This window comes from Streptomyces sp. WG7 (assembly GCF_049975785.1).
In the GTDB taxonomy this organism is placed as follows: domain Bacteria; phylum Actinomycetota; class Actinomycetes; order Streptomycetales; family Streptomycetaceae; genus Streptomyces.
In genome coordinates, this window is record NZ_JBNGGE010000065.1 from 15003 (window position 1) to 36647 (window position 21645).

Consider the following 21645-nt stretch of genomic DNA (forward strand, 5'->3'; position numbering starts at 1 on the left):
AGGTCATCGGCGGGAGTGCGGTACAGCACCCTCAGCAGGTCGAGGAGGTCACGTACGCGCTGGTCCGGGTCGGTCCCGGTGGCCAGGGTGAGGGCAGCGTCGGCCAGGGAGACCTCGGGGAGTGGGTCGCGCGGCCCGGGTCGGGCGCAGGCACGGGGGCCGCCGCGGGGGTCTTCACCAGTCGGCGTACGTCCCCCGGACCGCCGGGGCCGGTCAGTTCGACGCGGAAGCCGAGCCTGCGGCCGAGCAGGCCGGCCATGACCAAAACGACGGCCTCCTGCGCAGGGTCCTGGCGCACCAGCAGCCGGAACTCCTGCAGCGGGGTCAGACCGAGATCCCCGGTCGCCAGCAGCGTACCCAGCAGGGTGGCCTCGGCCTCCTTCGCCGAGGGCACCGCGACGCCGGCCGCCTTCAGATCGGCCACGGTGGCCCGGTGCCCGGGGGCGAGCAGCCGGGTGCCGGCGGGGAGGTCGTCGTCGGTGACCTCGCGCCCGGCCCAGTCGTACAGGGCGTCGGCGACCGCCGCGTGCGGGCCGCTGAAGTCGATGCCCAGCCGCCGCGCCGCCTCACTGGTGAGGAGGTCCGGCGCGCCCCGGCGCAGTGCCTCCAGCAGCGCCTCTACGGGCCGCTCCGCTTCGCTGTCCAGCTCGACGAGGCCCAGCTCTACCGGGGCCGGCTCCGTGTCCTGCGGCAGCGGGTCACCGTCGTCCCGGCGGGCGCTCCCCAGGTGCTCGCGCGGGTTCGAGGGCAGGCCGGACCCCTGCGGGGACTGCGCCGAGGACGCGTTCCCCAGTTCGGCGGCCGGATAGGCGGGCGTCCCGTCGTTGGGGCGCGGGGGGACGCCGAACGGCCCGGAGGCCTCGTCCCGCTGCGCCGGTGCCGCGCCGTCCCCGGTGCTCTCCACGGCGACCGCCGCGGTTTTTTCCGTCCCCTCCTCGGTCTCCTCGATCACAGGCAGGGGGCCGGTGGTCGTGGTGGTCGAGGTGACGGCGGCAGTGGCGGTGGCCGTGGCCGTGGCGGTGTCCCGCAGGAGGGGGAAGAGTTCCTCCAGGCCGTCGACGAGGCTCTGCCCGTCCGCTTCCAGGGGGAGCATGCCGTACAGGGCGCGGTCCACGTCCAGGCTGACGGTGCCGCCGGGGCCGTGGAGGACCAGGCGCGCGTCGAAGCGGTAGTGGCGGTAGTTCCGGGTGCTCTCCTTGTTGCTCTCGTCGGTCTCGGAGGCCTTCTGGTCGTGTTTCTCGCCGTCCTCGACGGCGAGGAGTTCGAGGGGTGCCCGTTCGGTCTCCTGGCTCCCGTGGGTGTCGCCACCGCCTTCGGGACCGAAGGCCAGCGACCAGCCCGAGGCCTTCTCGCTGCTGCTGGTCGGGGCGTGGTCCTTCTGCTGGTAGCGGCGGGCCTTGAACCGCGCCCCCGTTCCGGGGAGCAGGGGGTGGGCCGCGGTCAGCTCCAGGCCGGCCATGACGGTGTCGTCCCCCACCGGGATTCTGTAGCTGCCCGTCAGCAGGTCCGCGATGTTGGGCCGCAGCATGCCCTCACTGGTGTAGTGCTCGAACAGCCGTCCGGCCAGTGTGTGTCGGCCCAGGCCGTACACGTGGGGGGGCCGGCCGTCGGTGAGGTCGGGCGCCTTGCCCTTGGCGTAGCGGCGGGCGGCGGACGCGGCCCAGCGCTGGACGGCCGTGGCCGCCGGGACCGCCCAGGGGTGCAGGTTGTCGATCATCTGCTGCGGCACACCGGGGACGGGAGCGGTCGGGCGCTGCCCGTCGCTCGCGGCGGCCCGGGTCCAGCGCGGGTCGGTGCCGTGAGAGGGGGCGAGGTCCGCGTCGATTCCCTCAGCGCCGAGGGGGAGGGTCAGGTGCTGGGGCACCAGCAGCCGCACCGTGCCGGTCAGCGGGGGGCTGCCGTCGGCGGCGCTGTCCTCGTACCACACCCACGGCTCGTGGGTCTCCCACCAACGGTGCGGGGTGTCGGTGCCCAGTCCCCTGCCGGCGGACAGCAGCGCCCACTTGGCACCGCGGACGGGAAGCTCGACGAGCGTGGGCGGCTTGGTGCTCGTCCCCATCTCGATGCGGAACGTCATCGGGTGGTTGAACTCGTGGGCGGTGTCCTTGGTGGAGGTGCGGTAGATGTCCTTGGTCTCGTGGGCCTCCCCCTGGCCGCGGCCGGAGCTGGACTCGTAGCCGGCACCGAACTCGGCACCGCCGTGCTTGTGGTCGGCGCCGCCGCGGGCGGTGAAGAGGAAGCCGGCGTGACGGCGGTCGGTGACGGACGTGCCGGTCTCCTCCTCCCGGATGCCCTGGCTGCGCAGGGTGAGGGTGACGTCCGGGCGGGGCCGGTCGTCGGTGGCGGGCCGGAGGGTGCCGGTGACGTTGATCCACAGGTAGCGGGTGGTGCCGAGCGGGCCGGGGAGGGGCACCCAGCGCCGTACCCCGGAGGTGGTCAGGGCCGGGTACAGGATCTCCAGCCGCTGGGAGGAGTAGCTGTCGGTCAGCAGGCGCTGCAGCAGGTTCGGCCGGTCACCATCCTTGTCCCGCAGGAGCTTGTCCCGCAGGAGACCGCGCTCGCGGAGCTTGCCCAGGATCGCGGGCAGTACGGCGTCGGCGGTGAGCAGCTCGGGGTGGGCGATGCCGGGGAGCATGGCCGGGTGGGCCACCGTACGGGGTTCCTCCTGCTGCCCGGCGCCGGATGCGGGTCCGGGCCCGGTCCCGGGCTTGGGTTCGGTCCCGGTCCCGGGAAGCAGGTCCCGCATCCTGCGCTCGGGGATCAGCAGGTCCAGTGCGTCCCGGACCGACAGGTAGCGGGTCACCTCCTCCATGGTGCCGCCCTTCCAGCGCACGGCGGTGACCTTGAGGACCGGGGTGGCGCGCACCGTGTGGGTGGCGCCGCCGTAGGTGGCGCGGGTGATGGTGACGTGCCCCCGCTTGTTCTTGCGCTCCTTGGTCCAGGTGCGCTGGGTCCCGAAGAGGAGGGCCAGCGTGAGCCGCCCGCCGGCGCCGCTCCCCCCGGTGTGCGGGGTGCTCTCCTCGCTGTCGGCTTCTTCGGCGTGGTCGCTCTCGGCCTCGCTGCCCAGGAAGAACTGCGGGCCCAGGGAGTTGGCGCTCGCCGCCTTGAGGAAGGTGTCCCGCCCGTCCTGGTGGTGCTCGGCGGCCTGGAGGTAGTGCTCGATCTCCGTGTCGCCCCCCGGAGTCCGCCCGAGGTCCTCCGGGTTCAGGGCCTCCAGGTGCAGGCGGATCGCCTGCTTGTAGCCGTCCCGGTCGGGCAGGGTGATGACGTGGCCGGCCGGGCCGGCCATGGCGTCGATGGCGCCGCCCAGCTCGGTTGTCTTGGCCGCCTCACGGATGGCGTCGGGCCAGTTCCGCCAGTCCGCGGCCCACGCCCGCGCCTCGTCGGGCTTCAGGCCGTTGAGCAGAGCGTGCAGGGAGGAGGCCAGCTCCGGCAGCCGAGGCATGTCGAGGAAGGCCGGGTAGATACCCGAGGTGCCGCCCTCGGCCAGGTTCACCCTCGGCACGTCCCCCCGGGGCGGACTGTTGCTGATGTGCCACTGTCCCGCGGCGGTGAGCTGTTCGGGCGTCAGCGGGGCGGTGGGCACGTGCTCGTGGGGGACGTCGACGATGGCGGTGACGTCGTCGGGCCGGTCGATCCACCAGGTGGTGGTGGGCCCGTCGTCCTCCGGGTCCGGCTGCAGGAACAGCTCGTAGACCATGTTGTAGCCGTGCTCGTCGACGCCCTGGGTGGTCTCGGTACGACGGTAGGCCTTGGAGCTGCTGGACAGCTCCTGGCTGCTGTCCTTGCCCCTGGTGCCGAGCAGCCGGAACAGCCCGAGCTGGAAGCGGGCCCAGTTGTTGATCCCGAGCCGTACGCCGCCGCCGACGCCGGCCTCGGCTCCCCCTTTGCGCTTGAGGTGGCCGGCGGTCTTGCGGGACGTCACCGAGCGGGCGTTGACCGTGCGCGGATAGCTGGCGTACACGTCCTCCAGCCGCTCCCGCAGATGTCCGCGCACCCCGGCGCGGTAGGTGCGCCCGCCCACGGTGAAGGTGTGCGCGATGCCCGTCAGCAGGGCCGACAGGTCGGACTCCAACGCGGGAGTGCCGAAGAACATCAGCAGTTCCCGGTCGGTCTGGGACCAGTCGGCGCTCGCCGCCTTCTTCCCCCGCCGCTTCTCCAGGTCCGCCCTGATCCCCGAGCGCAACTGGTCGAGGACCAGTTCCGAACCCGGCAGTTCACTGAGCATGCCGAAGCCCTGCCCCCGCCGGGTCGCCAGGGCCAGCGGCTCACGGGAGTGCGGGGCCGGCAGCGGGGTGTCCAGCCGCGCCGGACGGGTGGGGTCGAACACCGGGGCGGTACCCGACTCGCGCAGCAGCGCGCGGACCCACGGCTGGGCGTCGACGGGACCGGGCGGCGGCTCCTGGGGCAGTGGCGGCCCGTGGAACAGGGCGCGCACGGCGGGGGTCACCACGCTGCCCAGCAGGCGCTCCTCGAAGCCGGGCGCCTCCAGCAACGGCATCGCGGTCTCCCCGGTGACGGTGGTCTCCACCGGGCGGACGGTGTGGCTGACCGACTGGGGGGTCACCGTCAGGCGCAGGCGGGTGCGGTAACGGGCCTGGTCCGACCTGGTGTTCAGTACGGTGTGCTGCTGCCCCGTGGTGTTGAGGGAGTGGCCGTCGGAACGCTCCCCGGTTCCCTTGACGCCGAAGGCGGGGAAGACCCCCCGGGCGGCGGAGTCCCCGCCTCCGCCCAGGAGGCTGAACTGGAAGCCCAGGGAGGTCTTGGACCCTCCGTCCCTCTTCGTCTCGGCGGACAGGCCGCCGCCGATGTCGTCGCGGACCCCCACGCCCTCGGTCATGCCCACGTACTGGACGGACTCGATCCGGGCCCGGATGTGGAAATGGCCGTCGAAGGACCTGGCCGCCACGGTGGCCACGTGGATCGGGTTGGTGATGTCGCCGCTGGTCAGCAGCCAGCGGCTGCGGTTGAGCACGGATCGTTCGTTGAGGGTCTCCTGCGCCTGCGCCACGATGCGTACGACCGTTGCGGCCCGGATGCCGGCCTCCAGCAGGGCGGCCTGCAGGTCGGCGACCGCGGCGGTCGTGTCCATGGCGTTGAGGGTGATCTTCGCCCGGGTGGGGCGCTGGAAGGCCCCGTCCCCCTCGCTCTGCTCGCCGGGCAGGGGCGCGGGCTGCGGCACACCGCGGTCGGGACGCGGTGCGCCGGGCGCGGTGTAGGCGCTGGGCAGGCCGATGGCCATCTCGAGGGGGGAGATCACACCGTGGGGGCGCTCGACGCCGTCGACGAAGACGCGTACCTCCAGGTCGGCGTCGAAGTCGTTGGTGTCGACGATGAACAGCTTGCGTCCGGAGACGACGTCGCGCTTCCACTTGCGGACGTGCTTGCGGGAGACGCTCGCGGTGATGTTCGGCAGGCCGAGCAGGACCGTGGAGGCCGCCCGGGAGCTGATGCTGATGGCGTTGAGCAGCGCGGACTCCATGCCATGGGTGATATCGCGCGACTTCTCCCCGCCTGTGGACGTCGCCGCGAATCCCACGGAGTAGTCGCGCACCGCGCCGGCCGGTTTCTTGGGCTGCGGACGGAGGTTGCGCACCTGGGGGCGCAGCCACACCACGTGGCCGTCGGCCTCCAGCATCCGGCCCTTGGCCAGGAGGTCGCTCCACGCCTTGGGGTCGTCGGTGAGCAGCAGGTCGCGCAGGGCGGCCCGGAGCGCGGGATACACGGCCGCGTCGGGGTCCCTGCCGTCGGCGCGCGGGGCGGAGTGGACGCGCAGGCCGTCGATGACGGCGTGGGCCCAGTCCGTGGCCGTCCGCTCCGTGGACGGCCCCCCTGCGGCGGACTGGTCCGGCTGCGGCATACGGGCGTACCGGACGAATGCGTGGCCGAGTGCGCCTTCGTCCACGTACCAGGGGGCTTCCGGCTCCGCGCCCGGCCGAACCTGCTCCGTTTCCGGCTCAGCTCCCGGTTCTCCGTCCTGTCCGGGCCGGCCGTCGTGGCCCTCCTGACCGTCGTGCTCGTCGCGGAGGTCTGTGTCGGTGGCGGTCTCTTCCGGCAGGACATGGGTGAGGCGGTCGCGCACCTGCCCGTACAGTTCGGCGGCTCGCTGTAGCAGCGCCTCCCGCACTTCGTGCAGCCAGGCCTCTCGATCGGCCTCGCCGAGCCCGTCCGCGAGGGTCCGGGCCTCCTGCACCAGGCCAGTGAAGTGAGGGTCGTCGGTCAGCAGCGCCGGGAACCCGAGGGAGGGGACCTCCAGCCCCCGCCGCACGGCGGCCTCGACCGCCCTGGTCAGCAGACCGGGCTCACCGTCGGTTTTCTCGGTGACGAATGCCCGCAGCAGCGGCGCGTCGGCGTCGGTGAACCCCGGCGGCAGCACCACCGCCCAGGGCTCGTCCGGGGCGGTGTCGCCGGGGGCGGGCAGCGCGTGGTCGGCAAGGTCCTCACCACCTCGCTGTTCCAGCACGGTGGGAGCGGCCTGGCTCCCGTGACCGGACCCGGGTGCCCGACTCGCACCGAAGAGCGGGTCCTCGTCGGTGGCCGCCAGGAAGATGTCGGTCGTGTCAGGGAGACCGCCAGGACCCGCCCCGGCGTGCAGCAGCACCGGCGGGGCCGTGGAACCAGGCGGGGAGAGATACACCCACGGAGCCCGCACAGGAACCGCCCCCGTGCCGGACTGACGGGCCGAGACCGTCAACTGCCGCTCCCCGGACCACGCCTCACCCCCCGTGACGTCCCCCGGAACGGACGTCGACAAGGGCAGGTCATAGACCACCGGACCGGAATCGGTGACGGACTCGATCGCCTTCAGGTAGTCGGCCGGCAGCCGGCCGTCCACCGGAGCCGACAGATCCGCCATCACCCCCGAGGCGAACGCCTTCCCAGGAACATCACGGAACAGCGCATCAGGATCGAGATAACGGTCGGCGACACCGACGTAATGCAGCAACTCGTGCAACATCATGCTGTCGTCACGCCGGCCCCACACCCACCTGTCAGCATCAGCGATGGTAGTGGCGGTGTGCAGCCGGAAATGCAACTGGTCCGCACGCCCGGGCTCCCCGGCACGGGAAATCTCCACCGCCTGCCGATGCCCGGGCACGTGCACCAGACGCACACCCACATTCAGCTGATCACCAGAGACAGGCAGAACAAAACCGGTATTGACACGCTCATCCAGCAACGTGTTCAACCCGGCCTCGAACGCCGCCAACTCCCCAGCCGCGAAACCCTCACCGGACCGCACGGGCAGAACAATCTCCAGATCCCGCACCCAACGACCATCCACGGCCTGCACACGACGGACACCGGCCCGCACCAACGTGTGACGACCACCCAACAAATGGCCACCACCGACAACCCGCTCACCGGCAAGCGGATCACGCGCCGGATCATAGACCTCGGTCACCAACCAGGCAGGAGCCGCCCACCCACGACGAGACCACCAACCCTCCCTGCCCACCGGACTCTCCGAAACCGACACGAACTCCGGAACCCGCGCGCCCTTGAGCGCCGGAGACTCAAGAGAGGAAGTGGTGGCCTGCGGGCTGGGCGCCACGGGCAGCGCGTTGTCCACGGTGTCGAGCGAAGGGGCCTGCTCATCGCTGTCGGGGCTGTTCCACTCCCCCTCCGCATACACCAGCACCTCATCACTGGCGCTGTCCGGTTCATCGGACGGTTCGGGCTGTCCGGAGTCCTCCGGCGCGGTCGGCTCCTCGGGCGCGGACCCGACCTTCGACCAGACGTCGGGGCCCCGGTCGTCCCAGGCGGCGGGGTCCAGGGTGTACGGCAGTGCGTCGGTGGGTTCGGAGAGGAGCGGTGGGCGCTTGAGGACCTCGCTCAGGGGGACCTCCTGAGCGCCGGCCTGCTGCTCCAGCGCCTCCACCTGGTGCAGGATTTCCCGTATCGCCGAGAACACCGACAGGTCGCCCGAAGTGCCGGGCTGCTCCTGTCTCTTCTCCTGCTCCTGCGCGTACTGCCCGGCGATCTTCTCCAGCAGTGCCCAGGTCAGAGGGCCACGCTCCGCGGCATAGGCCGAGTCCGCCAGACGCATCCGCTCCAGCCGTATGAACGCCGCCAGCAACCGATCAGCAGGCCGCTTATCAGGAGCGAGACCGAAAATCTCACTGATGGCACGTACGATCCGCACCATCCGCTCATGTGGCTGATCGAACAGCGGGCTGTTCGGGGGGAGATGCTCCTCGGCCAGGGCCAGCAGCTCCCTCTCGGACGGCTCGGGATAGAAGAGCCGCGGAACCGACTCCGGCTTGTCCGTGAAGTTCCACAGCCACAGCGTCGCCGCAGACTTCCCGTTCGGGGGCGCGATGTCGACGATCGTGGGTGCGGCGCGCATCGTCATCCCGGCGGCGTTGGCCACCTTCTGAGCGTTGCGGGGCACCTCCAGCGGATCGCTACCCGGGGCCGGTGACCCCGCGTAGCAGACGTGCAGGTGTACGGCGTTTTCCTTGTTCAGCTTCTGGAAGAAGAGATCACGCTTCAGGTACTTGCCGAACTCCTCGTAATCCACTTGCACCTGGGTGCCGTCACGCATCCACCACTTGACGGCTTTCTCGGTGCCGTGGGCGATCACCGAATACCCGATCTTCGGGTCGGTCTCGTCCGCGATATCCCAGGCGAAACCCACAGCAGCCTGATTTTTGTAATACCGGCGCCAGCGCGGCATATCGGAAAGATGAGGAAGTTCCGGCCTCTGAGCGGCATCCTGCGGGCTGATACTGGCCGATCCGTGAATGTCCGTGCCGTGCCGGTTCAGCACCGTGCCCCACATCACGCTGTGATCGGGGTACACCCTGCCGTCCACCGTGCGGAAGGAACCCGGTTGCGCGCCCGGCGGGCGGACATACCCGGGCCTGCTGGGTATCCACTTGCCCACCGGTTCCTTACCGGGCCTGTGATCATGCAGGAGCGCATGAACGTTGTTCGACTTCTCGCTACGCCCGAAGACGAGCCTTCCGTCGGTGGCCCACACCACACGGTTCTGACCGCCCAGCCGGTCGGCCACCAACCGGGGCAACTCCAGACCGCCCGCCCCCGCCCGGTTCACCAAAAGCACCACCGGACCGTCCGCCGGCATCACGGGATCATGCTTGAGCAGCTCCGCCAGCTCCTCAACTCCCACCCGATGCCGCTCGCCCTTGTCGTCCACTGCCGAGACACCCTCGTGGCTGCCGTCCGCGAGGAGCACATACGGTTTCTCGCCACCGGCCCACACGGCGTCCCGCACATACATCGTCTTCTCTCGGAGGACACCGACACGGTCCAGGTCAAGGGAATCGACCGGCGACTTCCTCCAGGCGCGCCCCGGCACGGTCCCGCTGATGGTGTCCATCCTGCCTGGCCCCGAGAACACCCCCAGATACCGGTCGAGGTGGAACGCGGCGAGCGCTGCCATCGTCTCCGCACGGTCTTCGGTCTTGGCCTCGGCCGCCACCTTGAAGAACTCCTGATACGTGCCGCCGGTGATGTCCTTCCCCTCGGGCAGATGAAGCACCGCGCGGGTCGCCTGCTCCAGCGCACCACGATCCAGCGGGCGCCGGGAGAGCGCGGCATCCGCCGCCCACACCGCCTTCAGGACCTCCCACCCGGCACGGTGATCATCGAAACCCTTATCTCCCGGCCGCGCCCCCAGAACGTTCTCCAGCACCTGCTCGGCGGAGAACTCCGTCAGTGACACGGTGGCTCCGGCGCTCTCGTCACCACCATGGCCGGGACTGTTCCACTCCGCGTTCGGAGGAGGGAGGACCATGTTCGGGAGCGTGTCCAGTCCCTCGAACGGGGGGCGGGCGGGCGTGCTGATGGGCAGAGCAGAGGTCGGGCCGGACTGCGGGGAGAGGGCCTGCGAGGGGCGGAAGGTGCGGAATTCCGACTTTGTTCCGTCCTCGCCCTCGGAGAGGCCGATGGATGGACCCGCGCCAGCAGGGCGAATGTTGGCAAACTGGAACTTGCCGGTGGGGGCGTGGACTGTCTTTCCCGTGAGGTCGGCGATGACCTGCGCGGCGTTGGTGCTGGTCCCGTGTTCCCCGGTGGGGATGTCGCGACCGGACTCGCAGGCAATTAGGGTGATGTCCGTGAAGTCCTGGAGGGCAGGGTTGTCCTCCAGTAGTTCACCGAGTTCCTCGGCGCTGAAGACGTGGGCCCTGCCGTCAGCACCTTCAACACGGAAACCCTTCTTGTCGTAGTGCATGCCGAGGAAGAAAGAACCCTCGGTTCCGGGCGGCAGATCGCGCCAGGCACCCACCTTCTTGCCCTGCTCGTCCAGGTGCCACTGCACGAACTGCTTCTGCTCGGAGAGTTTGCCGTACTTCTCCATGCGCGGAGCCAGATCGACGGTGCTGAAGGAAACCTGACCGATCAGCTTGCCCGTGCTGGCGTCCTTGACCGGGTGGAAGACGGCCGGCGGATGACCCCAGTCCTTCCTCGTCCGCCTCTGACGCGCCGGTGACATCGGGGCTGCCGGTGTCCACCCCGACTGCCGCACCTCTCCGGCCTCCGAGGCGGTGAAGGCAGCGGTTTGCCAGGGGGCGGGAGCAGCCCCCGACCAGGAGACCGGGTCGGAAGCGGCGGCCGAGACGGTCGGGGCGGAGGTGACGGCGGGGGCGGGGGTGACAGTGGGGACAGAAGTGGCGGCGGCCGAGGCAGAGGTGGCAACCGGGGCGTGCATGGTGCTCTGCACGGAGGCGGGGGTCCGCGCGGGACCGGGGGCGTCGGCGGTGGTAGGCACCCTGTCGACGGGCTGGACATGGACGCTGTACGGACTGCTGGAAAAGACCGACTGGAGGGCCTTGGCCACGGCCGGCTGCACCCCTGTCGACACGGAAGCGGGAGCGGGAGTGTGGGAGGCACCGGCGACGGCCTGGTCTAACTGCCCGGGTTCGACAGCGGACTTGAGCGCGGGCGTCGCGGGAACGGAAGGGGTGACCTCGGTGACCGACACATCCGCGACGGGTGCGGCGGTGGCAGCGGTGCTGGTGGTGGAGGTAGTGCTGGTGGAGACCGGCGCCGGCGCCACCGACTGACCCGATTCGACCGGCCCACCCAGCGCCACCGACTGGCCCGACTCCACCGGTCCACCCAGCGCCACCGACTGGCCCGACTCCACCGGTCCACCCAACTCCACCGACTCATCCGAATCGCCGGGCTCCCTGGAAGGAAGTGCCTGCTCCGCCGGGCCCTGCGCCGAATCACCAGACAGCGCGGACGCGGCACCCACCGCAGGAGAGACACCACCGGACATCTGACCGGTGCCGCCAGTGGTCTCCGGCGTGGGCTGCGCCGAAGCAAGAGCGTCCGGTTCGCCGATCTCCTGCCCGGCCACATCGGTCGGCGCCTGCCCCGGGCTCTGGACCTGAGCCGGAGTGGGGGGCAAGGAGGAGGAGGTGACCGGTGTACTGGAGGCAAGCGGCACCCCGCTGTCCACGGCACCCTCCCAGAAACCGCTCATGCCGCTGTCGGCATCACCGATGGTGTCGGGATCGGTGATCGCCGTGTCGTCACTGGCCGTCGACCCGGCGTCGCTGTCGCTGTCGCTGTCGCTGGACTCGCCGGATTCCGGAGCGGTGTCGTCGAAGCCGTCCCCAGCAAAACCGGGACCGGAACCGGAGAGGCCGGAGAAGGAAGACAGGGCGGAGGACGCGGACGGAGTGAGACCCGCGCCGTTCGCTCCGACCGTACCGTCCAAGCTCCCGTCACGGTCGACCTCACCGACATCGCTGGGGTCACCGAAATCACCGACGTCGCTGGGGTCACCGAGGTCGCTGAGGGCACTGACCTCACTGAGATCGGAGGGTATGTAAGCGTCATCGCTGAAGTCACTGACCTCGCTGACCGAGAGGCTGTCACTGTCCACGTCGCCGGCGAAAGACGAGGAAGGCGCCGTAGCGGGAGGAACACCGGCGCTCCCCACGAAGGAAGCAGAGGGGTCGAAGGAAGCAGAGGGGACCGAGGAGGCAGGGGGAACGGAGGAGGCGGGGGGAACGGAGGAGGCGGGGGGAACGGAGGAGGCAGGGGGAACGGAGGAGACAGGCGGGACGAAGGAGGAGGCATCGGCTTCGCTGTGCGCTACCCCGGTGGGGAAACCCTCACTGGTGCCGGTGCCCTGCACGGCGGACGGCACGGTGGAAGCCGTCAGTGGCCTCTGCGCGGCGGACAGCGCCCCGGGCAGATCGGCCCCGGCCACCTGCCCACCGGAGACACCAGCCTCCTCCACCACCGGACTTGAGACAGCAGCCGTGTCCGAAACCGCAACCGTGTCGGAGACAGTACCGGTGTCTGAGACGGCAGCCGTGTCGGAGACAGCGGAGACGGCGGTCCCAGAACCGGTGCTGGAGGAAGCCGAGTCGGAGGTGGTGGACGACGTGCTGGCCGCCGGGCCACCACCGACCACACCCACCCCCGCCACAAACGCACCGGAACTGGTCGAGACCGCGGAAGGCTTCTCCCCGCCCACAGCACCGCCGGCGGAGAACTTCTTCAAAAAATCAGCGGCATCATTGCTGTGCTGCGCCCCGACCGCGCCCTGGTTGAACTTGTGCGTCAGGAAGTCCGTGACCTTGATCGTCGCATCGGCAGCAGCCTCGAACAGCACCCCACTGATACCCGCCTGCACAAACGTACCCGGCTTGAAATCATCCCACTTGCCATAGACGACACCCTTGACGAACCACTCCGCCACCGCCTCCGCAGCACCCTCGTTGACGAAGGCCTCCGGAACCTGCAACGCCTCCTTGAACCACTGCGGCTTGTCCTTGAGGACATCCTTCAACGCCCCCTGAACCGCCTGCCCCAACGCCCCGCCCACCGCACCGGCCACCGCACCGAAGAACGCCGAGACCCCGATCTCCTTGCCGTCCAGGCTCTTGCGCTTCCGCTCCGGAGCATCCGGAGCGATCATCGACGTCAACTGCGCACCCAGCGACGTGAGCGCCTCCTCGACCGCCTCCGTCACCGTCGTCGACACCAACGGAACCCGGCGCGACAGACGCTGCAGAATCAGCATCATCCGCAACGCCGTACGCGCCTCCACCAACGGAATCTGCGCAGCCGCCGCACCCCCGGAGAACGCCACCTCCACCGCGATCGCCGCCAGCTCGATCTTCATCAGCACGAACTCCCAGATGAGCTCGTACTTCGCCTCAGCCAGCCGACGCGAATACTCCACCTGCTGCTCGGCGGCCTTCTCCGCCTCCCGCGCCAGCTCCGTCAGACGATCCACCCCGCCATCGGAGACGAACTGCCCCAACGCCAGCGCGAACTGATCCCCGATCGCAGGCGGCAGCGAGTTCTTCGCCCACGACAACACACGCTGAGCCTGCGCACGATACTCCCGCACATCCCCAGCCAGATCCTGATACGGCAAACGACTGTCGAAGCCCAGATCCTCATTGCCACGAGCGACACTCGCCCCCAGCCAGATCTCCATGAACTCCGCCATCGCCGGCGGGAAGTCGATCGCCATCAGGAACCGCTCAACGCCTCACATCGCCCGAACCGCCACCCCGCTGCTGAATCTCCGCCAACGCAGCATCCTGCGAACCCTTGATCACCTTCGAATCCGCCCCAAAAGTAGCGCATGAAAATGCGGCTTCCTCCACCAGCAGTGCCACACACCCGTTCCGGTCCGGTGCTTGCCAGAGTGATACCCCAGACCGGAACCCAGCCATTCATATCTCGCGGCTCCCTCGGAACTTCGCCGTTAGGGACAGCCCCTTCCCGAGCCGCAGCATGCGGGGCTCCGCTCCGCCATCCCTTCCGAAGACACCGACGACGCCGGACTGAGATCCGCCCCGGATGTGACACTGCTGCCGATGAGGGTCACACTCATCCTCATCCTCGTCCTCAGTTGAGTGATGAGCCACTCGTCGGACCCGCTGTCCTCACACGGTCGTCCTCACCATCCAGGCGAACCGGCCCGCGTCCCTCCCCGGCACCCCGCATCCGCACGCGTTGCCACGAGAAAAGACCAGTAACACAGAATCTGGGAGAAGACGAGAAAACGCCCGGATGAAGACGAGGCGGTGTATCGGTGTTCTCTCGAGGGTGCGGCGCCATCCATGAAGATCTCGCAGGTGACCACCGGTCGGTTCATGTCCACCCACAGACACACCGGCCTCATCCGGTCCCCAACCGTGCCACACGGATGAATGGTGTCCCGCCGAGGGGCGTATCAGCGATCTCCGCATACCCCTGGCCACGGGGCGGTCATCGCGCAACTCTGCACCCTGTGAGGCTTGTTGAAGCGAGAGGCGATGTTTCCCAGTGTCAATTACTCCACATGACGGAGTCACTGCGTACGGCGAACGGAATCAAGTTGATCAGAGTCCTGGCCTAGCGGATCCTGCAAGAACTCATCGAAGCCGAAGCCACCGCCCGTATCGGCGCCGAGCCCGACGAGCACACCGCGACCCGCACGACGATGCGCAACGGACATCGGGAGAAGGTGCTGACCACACAGGCCGGGGACCTGGACCTGGCGATCCCCAAGGTCCGCGTCGGGTCATTCTTCCCATCGCTGCTGGAACGCCGGCGACGCATCGACCAGGTCCTCTACGCCGTCATCATGGAAGCGTACGTACAGAACGGTCCACCCGCAGCGTGGACGACCTGGTCAAGACCCTGAGGGGTGATACCGATATCTCCTGGAGCGAGGTCTCCAGGATCTGCGGCGACCTCGATGCGGAGCCGGGCGTGTTCCGCATCCGGCCCCTGACCACACCTGCTTCCCCTATATCTGCCTTGACGCGACGCGCCGCAAAGCCCGGGTAAGCCACCAGATCGTCTCCCAGGCCGTCGTCGTCGCCACCGGCATCACCGAGGATGGCGGACGTGGGGTCCTCGGACTGATGATCCTGATGGTCGGCGACAGCGAGACCGAAGTCTTCTGGCGCGCGTCCCTGCGCTCCTTGTGCGAACGGAGCCTGAACGAGGTCCACCTGGTCATCGTCGACCACCACACCGCCGTCCTCATCGAGATGCACGACGAATGGGTCGCCTTCCCCCGCTGCTCCCTCCCCCGATGGAAGCATGGACAAGAATTACCCACCTAAAGATCAACCCGGCAGGGTTACACCACTACAGGGAACATAACTCACAGATGCGGAGAGACGACCGCTGCTGACGACCCGGCCATCGACGCCGTTCACACCTCTCGGCTGACGGAGTGGGACCGTATCCGCAACGCACGCGCCACCGGTCTGCGGAACCTGCCTCTCCATGACGCCGCACAGAACCGGATCTGGCTGGAGATCGTCCAGCTCGCCCTCGACCTGCCGGCCTGGCTGCCGATGCTCGCCTTGACCGGCAAGCCGAGGCTCTGGGAGCCCCGCCGCCTACGACTGCGGCTGTTCTCTGCCGCCGCCCATCTCGACGAACTCGAACCGCCCACCGGAGCCGTGGAACCCGGCGCACACCCGACGCGACAGCCGGGTCATCGTCCTACCCATGACCGACCCGACAAGCCGAAACGGACCGCCGAAAAATCCGACGGCCCGTCACGAAAGATCGAGACTAGGAGCCGATTCCGCGTCAAGCGCCCCCTCCGAGACATCTCAACCACACCACCCAGCCCGCGCAGCACACCCCTCTCCCCCGAACTCCCCTATCTCCGCATAATCGTGAGAAGCATCCGATAGATCATGTCTGGGCTGCCCGCCGGGACACGGAGGCATCCGCTGGGCCGGAGGCGTTCGCCTCGTTGGCTGCCCTCTGCCCGTCGACCCCGGCCAGCACATCGCCCAGCTCGACCACGACGCTCGCCGGGGCGGTGAAGCTGAGATACAACAGCGGCCGCTCCCCCACCACACCGGGCAGGTCCGCCACGGACACCATCCGGTGGACGGGCAGCTCGACCTCGGCCGGCTCGGCATCGGCCGGATGGGGCGGCACGGTGAAGACCGGGACGGCCGTGGCCCCGTTGGGAACGGTGGTGAGTACCGGCGTGCCGTCGTCCTCCAGGACGACGGCGACCTCCGCGGCGGCGGCCAGAGCACGCGACACGTCCTCCATGGGGCCGTAGCCGGTCGCCGCCAACTGGGCCGCGGCATCAACCTTGTCGACGGGCTGGGGCCAGCCCAGCGACCACGGAGACGGTCGGTAGTTGTCATTGTCCTCCCAGCCCGTGACCTCACCCGCCTCATCGCTGTTCCACCAACCGAGGACCGCCCACTGCGGTGGGGGATCCCCACCCCGCCAGGTGGGGTCGCTGGCGAGGATGACGCTTCCGGGCACGGCCCGGGCCAACTCGACGATGCGCGGCGGGGGCGGGGCGTCCTCCTCTGGCGGCTCTTCCTCCAAGGAGAGCCGGAACCCTCCCTCGGACAACGCCTCTCCCGATGCCGCCTCCTCTGATGATGCCTCCCCGGGCGCAACCGGTTCCGGGCCATCGCGCTCCTCGTCGAGTGCGGCGGCGTCCTCCTCCGGCCCATAGGCAGACCGCTCCTGGCTCTCCTGGTCCCCCTCCGGCGCATCGGCGGACCGGTGCTGCCGCACCTGCTCCTCCGCCGCCATGCCCAGCGATGCCGAAGTCACTCGGTCGGCGCCTTCGCTACTCATTCGGTATTCCCTCCTTCTTGCCTTCTGCGACTCTCTGCCGCTCTCCACCGTTTTCACGCTCTTCTGCCACCGATGGCCTCGCAGTGCAGCCGACAGGGCAATTGAATATCCAGTGCAGTTCGCGCCGTACCCGGCTGAGCCGCAGACGGGCTTCTCGGCGCCTGGTTGTTCAGTGCCCTTGGAACCTCCGTCGTTCGGCAGGGAATCGTCTACATGGCATCCGCCTGGACCGGATCCAGTCCAGGCGGATGAAGTGGGTTTCGCCATCCATGGAACTCACACATGTTCATTGATCAGCAGATAAGCCTCTCGGCATAACCAGGCCTCATCCTGCCCACCGTGCCAGAGGACAGATGCATCGGACCTACCAAACTCGGACCGTCCACCATGTGGACCGTCCCGCCCTCGGCTTCCCAGCCCAGAGAGCCAGCCACCGCGTCACCGGGCCGTATGAGAGCTACCACCCGGACCGCCCTGCGCGGCGAACAGGTCCTGCTCCATACCCGTCCCCTCCTGGCCAGGCAGGTCGAACTCACCAACATTCCTCAGCTCACCGAACACACCGGCGGAGCGTCGTTCTGGGACGGTTCACCCTCCGAGAAGGGCCGGACCTCCTCCCCGAGTGGCGCCGCCCCCGCGGGCACCACCCGCTCCAGGCCGTCCCGGTCCTCACTGGCCACGGCACCTAGCCGGCCTCAGCGACGACACGACACCGACCGCTGCCTCGCAGGAGGTGGCGGTCGGTTCGTGTCCGGCGGCGGTCCCGCGGGACTCGCTCATCGGCCGTCCGGGCCGGCCGATCAGCTCGGCGGCGTCGAGAAAGGGGCGGCCTCGCCAGAGATTTCCTCCGGTTGCCCGCCGGGCGGGTTCGTGTCTCCGTCTCCGTGCGCTTGTGCGGGCACCTCCGTCTCCACGGGACGGGCCTGCCGCAGGTCGGACGACTCCACCACCATGGACACCGGCGACGAGGGGCTGAGGAAGAGCACGTCGCAGCCGTCCGAGATGCGTGCGAGGAGATCCGTCACGGCCATCACCTCGTACTCTCCCACCTGCTCCTTGTCGTGATCGACCTCGACGCTGGTGACCGCCACGGCCCGCTCGCCCTCTTCGGAGAGGACGCTGATGGACAGGTCTCCCCCGGGTTCCAGATAGACGGCCAGCTCCGCGTCGTGGAACGCCTCCAGTACCGCCTCCTCCGGGCCGTACCCGGTGGCCGCGAGCTGCACGGCCGCGTCGATCGCCCCGACCGGCTCCAGCCAGCCCAGCGCCCGCGGCGACGGACGGTAGTCCTCGTTCTCCTCCCAGTCCACGATGGTGCCGTGCTCGTCGGTGCGCCACTGCCCGCTCGACGTCCAGTCGGGCGGTTGTCCCTCCCCCGACCAGGTGGAGTCGTAGAAGCCGATGTAGTGGTCGGGCGCCATGCGGGCCGCCTCGACCACCTGGACGGGCGGAACGGGCATGGGGAGCGGCCCTATGAAGTCCGGCGCGCTGTCGTACGCCACCCCCTCCACCGGGTCCTCCGCCGCGACGTTCTCTGCGTCCGGGAGAGTTCCGTTCTCCGGCATGCTGGGCTTTCTCCTCGGGGGGTTCATGGCGCCACGCTGGCGCGGTGGGCCTGTCGGTCTCTTTGTCGGTGACCCGCGGCATGCTCGGCGGTCGTCCGCGTGTCCGGCACGCTCACTCCTCCTGCTCGGGAAGGAACGGCCGGTACCAGTCGTCGGAAAGCAGACGGATCACGGGTACCGCCACATCACCGACACCGTGTTCTGTTCCGTCCGCTCCGGTGAGGACGAGGTGGATGCCCAGCTTGCGGGCCGCCAGTACAGCCCTGGCGTAGGTCGCTTCGGGTGACTGGGGTCCGTGCAGGAGCAGGCGCAACCGCTGCACAGGGCTCAGGCCGAGTTCCGCGAGGGACATCACGCTGCCCGACAGCACGAACCGCATCTGCTGGCCCGCGTCCAGAACGACACCCGCGCCGCGCAGGTCGGTCTCCGTCACGACGGTCCCGTCATCGGCGGGGAGAAGCCCGCTCACCGCTTGTACTCCGTCACCGTCGCTGACGTCGGTGAGCTGTGTGTCCAGCCAGGAGTCGAAGCCCGCGGCCACCGCGTCCGCGTCCGTGGTGTCGTCGGCGACCGGCCACGGAACGTCGCCGCCGTCCTCCGGCCGCTGTGACGGGCGGCTGCGCAGCGCGTCGGACAACGCGAGGGCGAGGCTTCTTCCGTCACCCCTCACTACGAGGTGCTCGCGATCGGCTCCGCCCTGCACCAGGAGCGGTGGACTGCTGAACGCGGCGGTGGATGACGTAGGTGACTGCGTCGCGGTGCCCGGCCGGCGACCCGGTGCGGGAGCGCTCGGTGCGGGAGCGCTCGGTGCGGGCAAGGTGCTGGGGCGGATGGCTTCCCACGTCTCCGATCTGCCGGTCGGCAGGGGGGCGTCGGGATACGCGACGTCCGGAGCATTCACGGCCAGCGGCAGGTCGCGGATGACGAACGCATCGGGCATGTCGGCCAGGATTTCAGCAGAGGCTATGTTGCCAGGCACTGCGATACGGACTGCTTGGCCGCCTGTCTCCACCGGCACCAGGAATATGGCAGACGCGTCCGCCACCAGCGTGTACGGCGCGGCCTCCGGATCCAGGACAGCAATCACATCCCGCAGAGATTCCATATTCGCGACCCGCCCGATCCAGCCGCTGTCCCCCCGCAACAACGCACCCGACGGAATATGAACGAAGTCGTCGCCGAACCGCATCCACTCCTTTCCCGACAACACCTCACCATCGGGAAGAGCGATCCGGCCCGCATCACTGTACTCATAACCGGTCATCGAACTGTGTTCCGACGGACGCACGAACCACCGCTCCGCCGCCTTACCGGCACCCGACGACACTTCAGTCACCTCAGACGCGGGCACCTCGTCCACACCACCCCGACGAGGGCCCTCCACCGTCACCGCGCGACCCACCGGCCACCCAGCCGCCACCGGATCCACACCCGTGTCCGGCGACCCACCACGCAGACCACCAGCCGAACCCACAAGAGACGGGCCGGACTGCCGACCGAAGTAGCTCTCGTACACCTGCCGCAACTTCACCGAGTCCTGGGGCAGCGGACGGTGAAGCCGCACCGCAACATCCCTATACAGCCTTCTTGCGAGATGCACGAGATTTTCATGGTGTTCCTTCGCCGTCTCCCAGTCGACATGCCGCTCGCCGTAGGAACGAACCTCCAGCACAGTCAGCGGAAGAGTGGAACCATGATTCGTATCGAGACCACCCAGGATGGTCATCCCGTCGAAATATTCTGCCTCTACCGGCTGAGCCCACCGATCAAGACCAGCAAGAAGATAGTTCTCGACCAGACTCAACAATTGAACAGGCCATCCATCAGGCGCAGCACCCGGACCCTGGATTGCGCGATACCGGTCGTCAAAATCCGGAACCCTCGCACGAAAATAACCTTCAAAGAGGTGCAGGAATGCGTTTCTGTCAGAACTCAGATAATCCTGCACGGGCCCCGGAAGGCCCTGGAGCATGGCAGCGGGACCATGCCGCGGCAGGACAGCGGCGTGGACCTTGCCAAGATCGTCATAAATCTCCGTAGTAGCATGCATCGCCGCGAAACCGTAGAGCAGCACAGCATGACCCCGAAGTGCCTGCACCTCTAGGTCACCGATCGTGACCAGCGGACGCAAACTTCTCAGGTCGGGCAAGATCCGGCCCTGAAGATTTTTCCAACTGATGAAGCGGGTCGCGACTGCGTCCGCGAAATTCAATGCGTCAGACAGGTGATCCTGGGTGAGGTATCCGCGAGATCGATCACGCCACGTATTGTCGCGGACATGTTCCAGAAAGCGGTGCATGACAGACAACGGCACACCGATATTGTGGTGAACATGAGCACCCGGCCAGTCACCGATCGGCCTCGGCCCGACCAGCGCGCCCTCCCCGTCTTCCGTGATTCGCCACCCGTTCTCCGGCCTCAGAACCTCTCCGATAGGCATAAACGGACGGCTTCCGGGCTGACCCCGGATCGCGCCGAACGAAAGCTCGGCGTCCTTGTACGCAAGGAACGCCTGGTCGAGGTCGACACGGGAATCCTCGCCCGGCAGGTTGCGTGCAACCCCGATGATGGTCTCAAGAATCGCCATCTGCACAGCCTCACCCGAACCGCCCGCGGCGCGCGCTTCCCGCTGCTTCCGGTAATAACGACCGTACGGCCCTAGATAAATCTCTTTGGTCTCAACAACCACCACAGCGCCATACGGGCCCTCCGCCAGGGCGACATCGTGCATTTCTTCCAGATAGGAACCCGGCGGCAACGAGACCAGGTACGTGTACTCCCCCTCCAGACCGGACCCGCCGCCGAGCAGCCGGACCGGCGCACCCGTGCGGATGATCTGCGCGATGGCCTCACCCCGCGCCCGGACCGGCCCCTGCTGCCGCCATGCCGGCAGCCCGTCGTGCAACCGCGCCACCCTCGCGTCGGTTACCGGATCACCATCCCACCCCAGCCGCTTCAGCTCCCGGACCACCTCAGCCCGCACCATCTCAAACTCAGCCCTGCCCATCCCCGTCGGCAGCATCCCCCCCCTCGTCGGCGAGACGACGGCCTGTGCGCTGACCGCCGGCGAGGTCCCCACCCCTTCAGGAAGACCATCGGAGACGGATCCGTCGTGGAGCAGTACCGGCGGGACGGTGGAACCGGGCGGGGAGAGGTAGATCCGCGGGACGTCTACCGGGACCGTCGCCGTGCCGGATTGGCGGGCGGAGACCGTCAGCGGCCGCTCCCGGGACCACTTCTCACCCTCAGTGGTGTCCCCGGGAACGGGCGCGGACAAGGGCAGGTCGTAGACCACCGGGCCGGAGTCGGTGGCGGTCTCGATCGCCTTCAGGTAGTCGGCCGGCAGCCGACCGTCGGCCGGGGCGGACAGATCGGCCATCACCCCGGAGGCGAACGCCTTGCCAGGGACGCTACCGAACAGCAACTCGGGATCGTGGTAGCGGTCGGTGACTCCGGCGTAGTGCAACAACTCGTGCAGCACCATGTTGTCGTCATGCCGGTCCCACGCCCACCTGTC

4 protein-coding genes and 2 pseudogenes are annotated in these 21645 nt (G+C 68.7%); 2 read left to right on the forward strand and 4 right to left on the reverse strand.

The window, feature by feature from the left end; translation table 11 throughout:
• Nucleotides 1-31: 31 nt before the first annotated feature.
• Nucleotides 32-13228 (reverse strand): lonely Cys domain-containing protein, encoded by a 13197-nt coding sequence (locus tag ACP4J0_RS35380; protein WP_426603069.1) that lies wholly within the window; start codon nt 13226-13228, stop codon nt 32-34.
• Between the two features lie 1059 nt (nt 13229-14287).
• Here ACP4J0_RS35380 and ACP4J0_RS35385 point away from each other — a divergent pair.
• Both ACP4J0_RS35385 and ACP4J0_RS35390 read left to right on the forward strand, forming a co-directional pair.
• Nucleotides 14288-15017, forward strand: a pseudogene (locus tag ACP4J0_RS35385) (IS256 family transposase); the annotation flags it as partial.
• Nucleotides 15018-15107: 90 nt separating this feature from the next.
• Nucleotides 15108-15377 (forward strand): annotated as a pseudogene (locus tag ACP4J0_RS35390) (transposase); the annotation flags it as partial.
• 268 nt (nt 15378-15645) lie between these two features.
• On the opposite strand, the gene ACP4J0_RS35395 reads toward ACP4J0_RS35390, so the two are convergent.
• The 3 genes from ACP4J0_RS35395 to ACP4J0_RS35405 form a co-directional block, all read right to left on the reverse strand.
• On the reverse strand, nt 15646-16563 hold the full coding sequence (locus tag ACP4J0_RS35395; protein ID WP_426603071.1) for a type VII secretion system-associated protein: 918 nt from the start codon (nt 16561-16563) through the stop codon (nt 15646-15648).
• An 800-nt stretch (nt 16564-17363) separates the two neighbouring features.
• Nucleotides 17364-18128, reverse strand: coding sequence for a type VII secretion system-associated protein (locus ACP4J0_RS35400; RefSeq protein ID WP_426603073.1), 765 nt, complete (start codon nt 18126-18128; stop codon nt 17364-17366).
• Between the two features lie 112 nt (nt 18129-18240).
• Nucleotides 18241-21612, reverse strand: a complete 3372-nt coding sequence (locus ACP4J0_RS35405; RefSeq protein WP_426603075.1) for a hypothetical protein — start codon at nt 21610-21612, stop codon at nt 18241-18243.
• Between the last annotated feature and the right edge of the window lie 33 nt (nt 21613-21645).

What these genes read in the sequence shown, in the direction of transcription:
- ACP4J0_RS35405 (WP_426603075.1), bottom strand. Translation starts at nt 21,612, where the DNA reads ATGGTGCTGCACGAGTTGTTGCACTACGCCGGAGTCACCGACCGCTAC.
- ACP4J0_RS35400 (WP_426603073.1), bottom strand. Translation starts at nt 18,128, where the DNA reads ATGCCGGAGAACGGAACTCTCCCGGACGCAGAGAACGTCGCGGCGGAG.
- ACP4J0_RS35395 (WP_426603071.1), bottom strand. Translation starts at nt 16,563, where the DNA reads ATGAGTAGCGAAGGCGCCGACCGAGTGACTTCGGCATCGCTGGGCATG.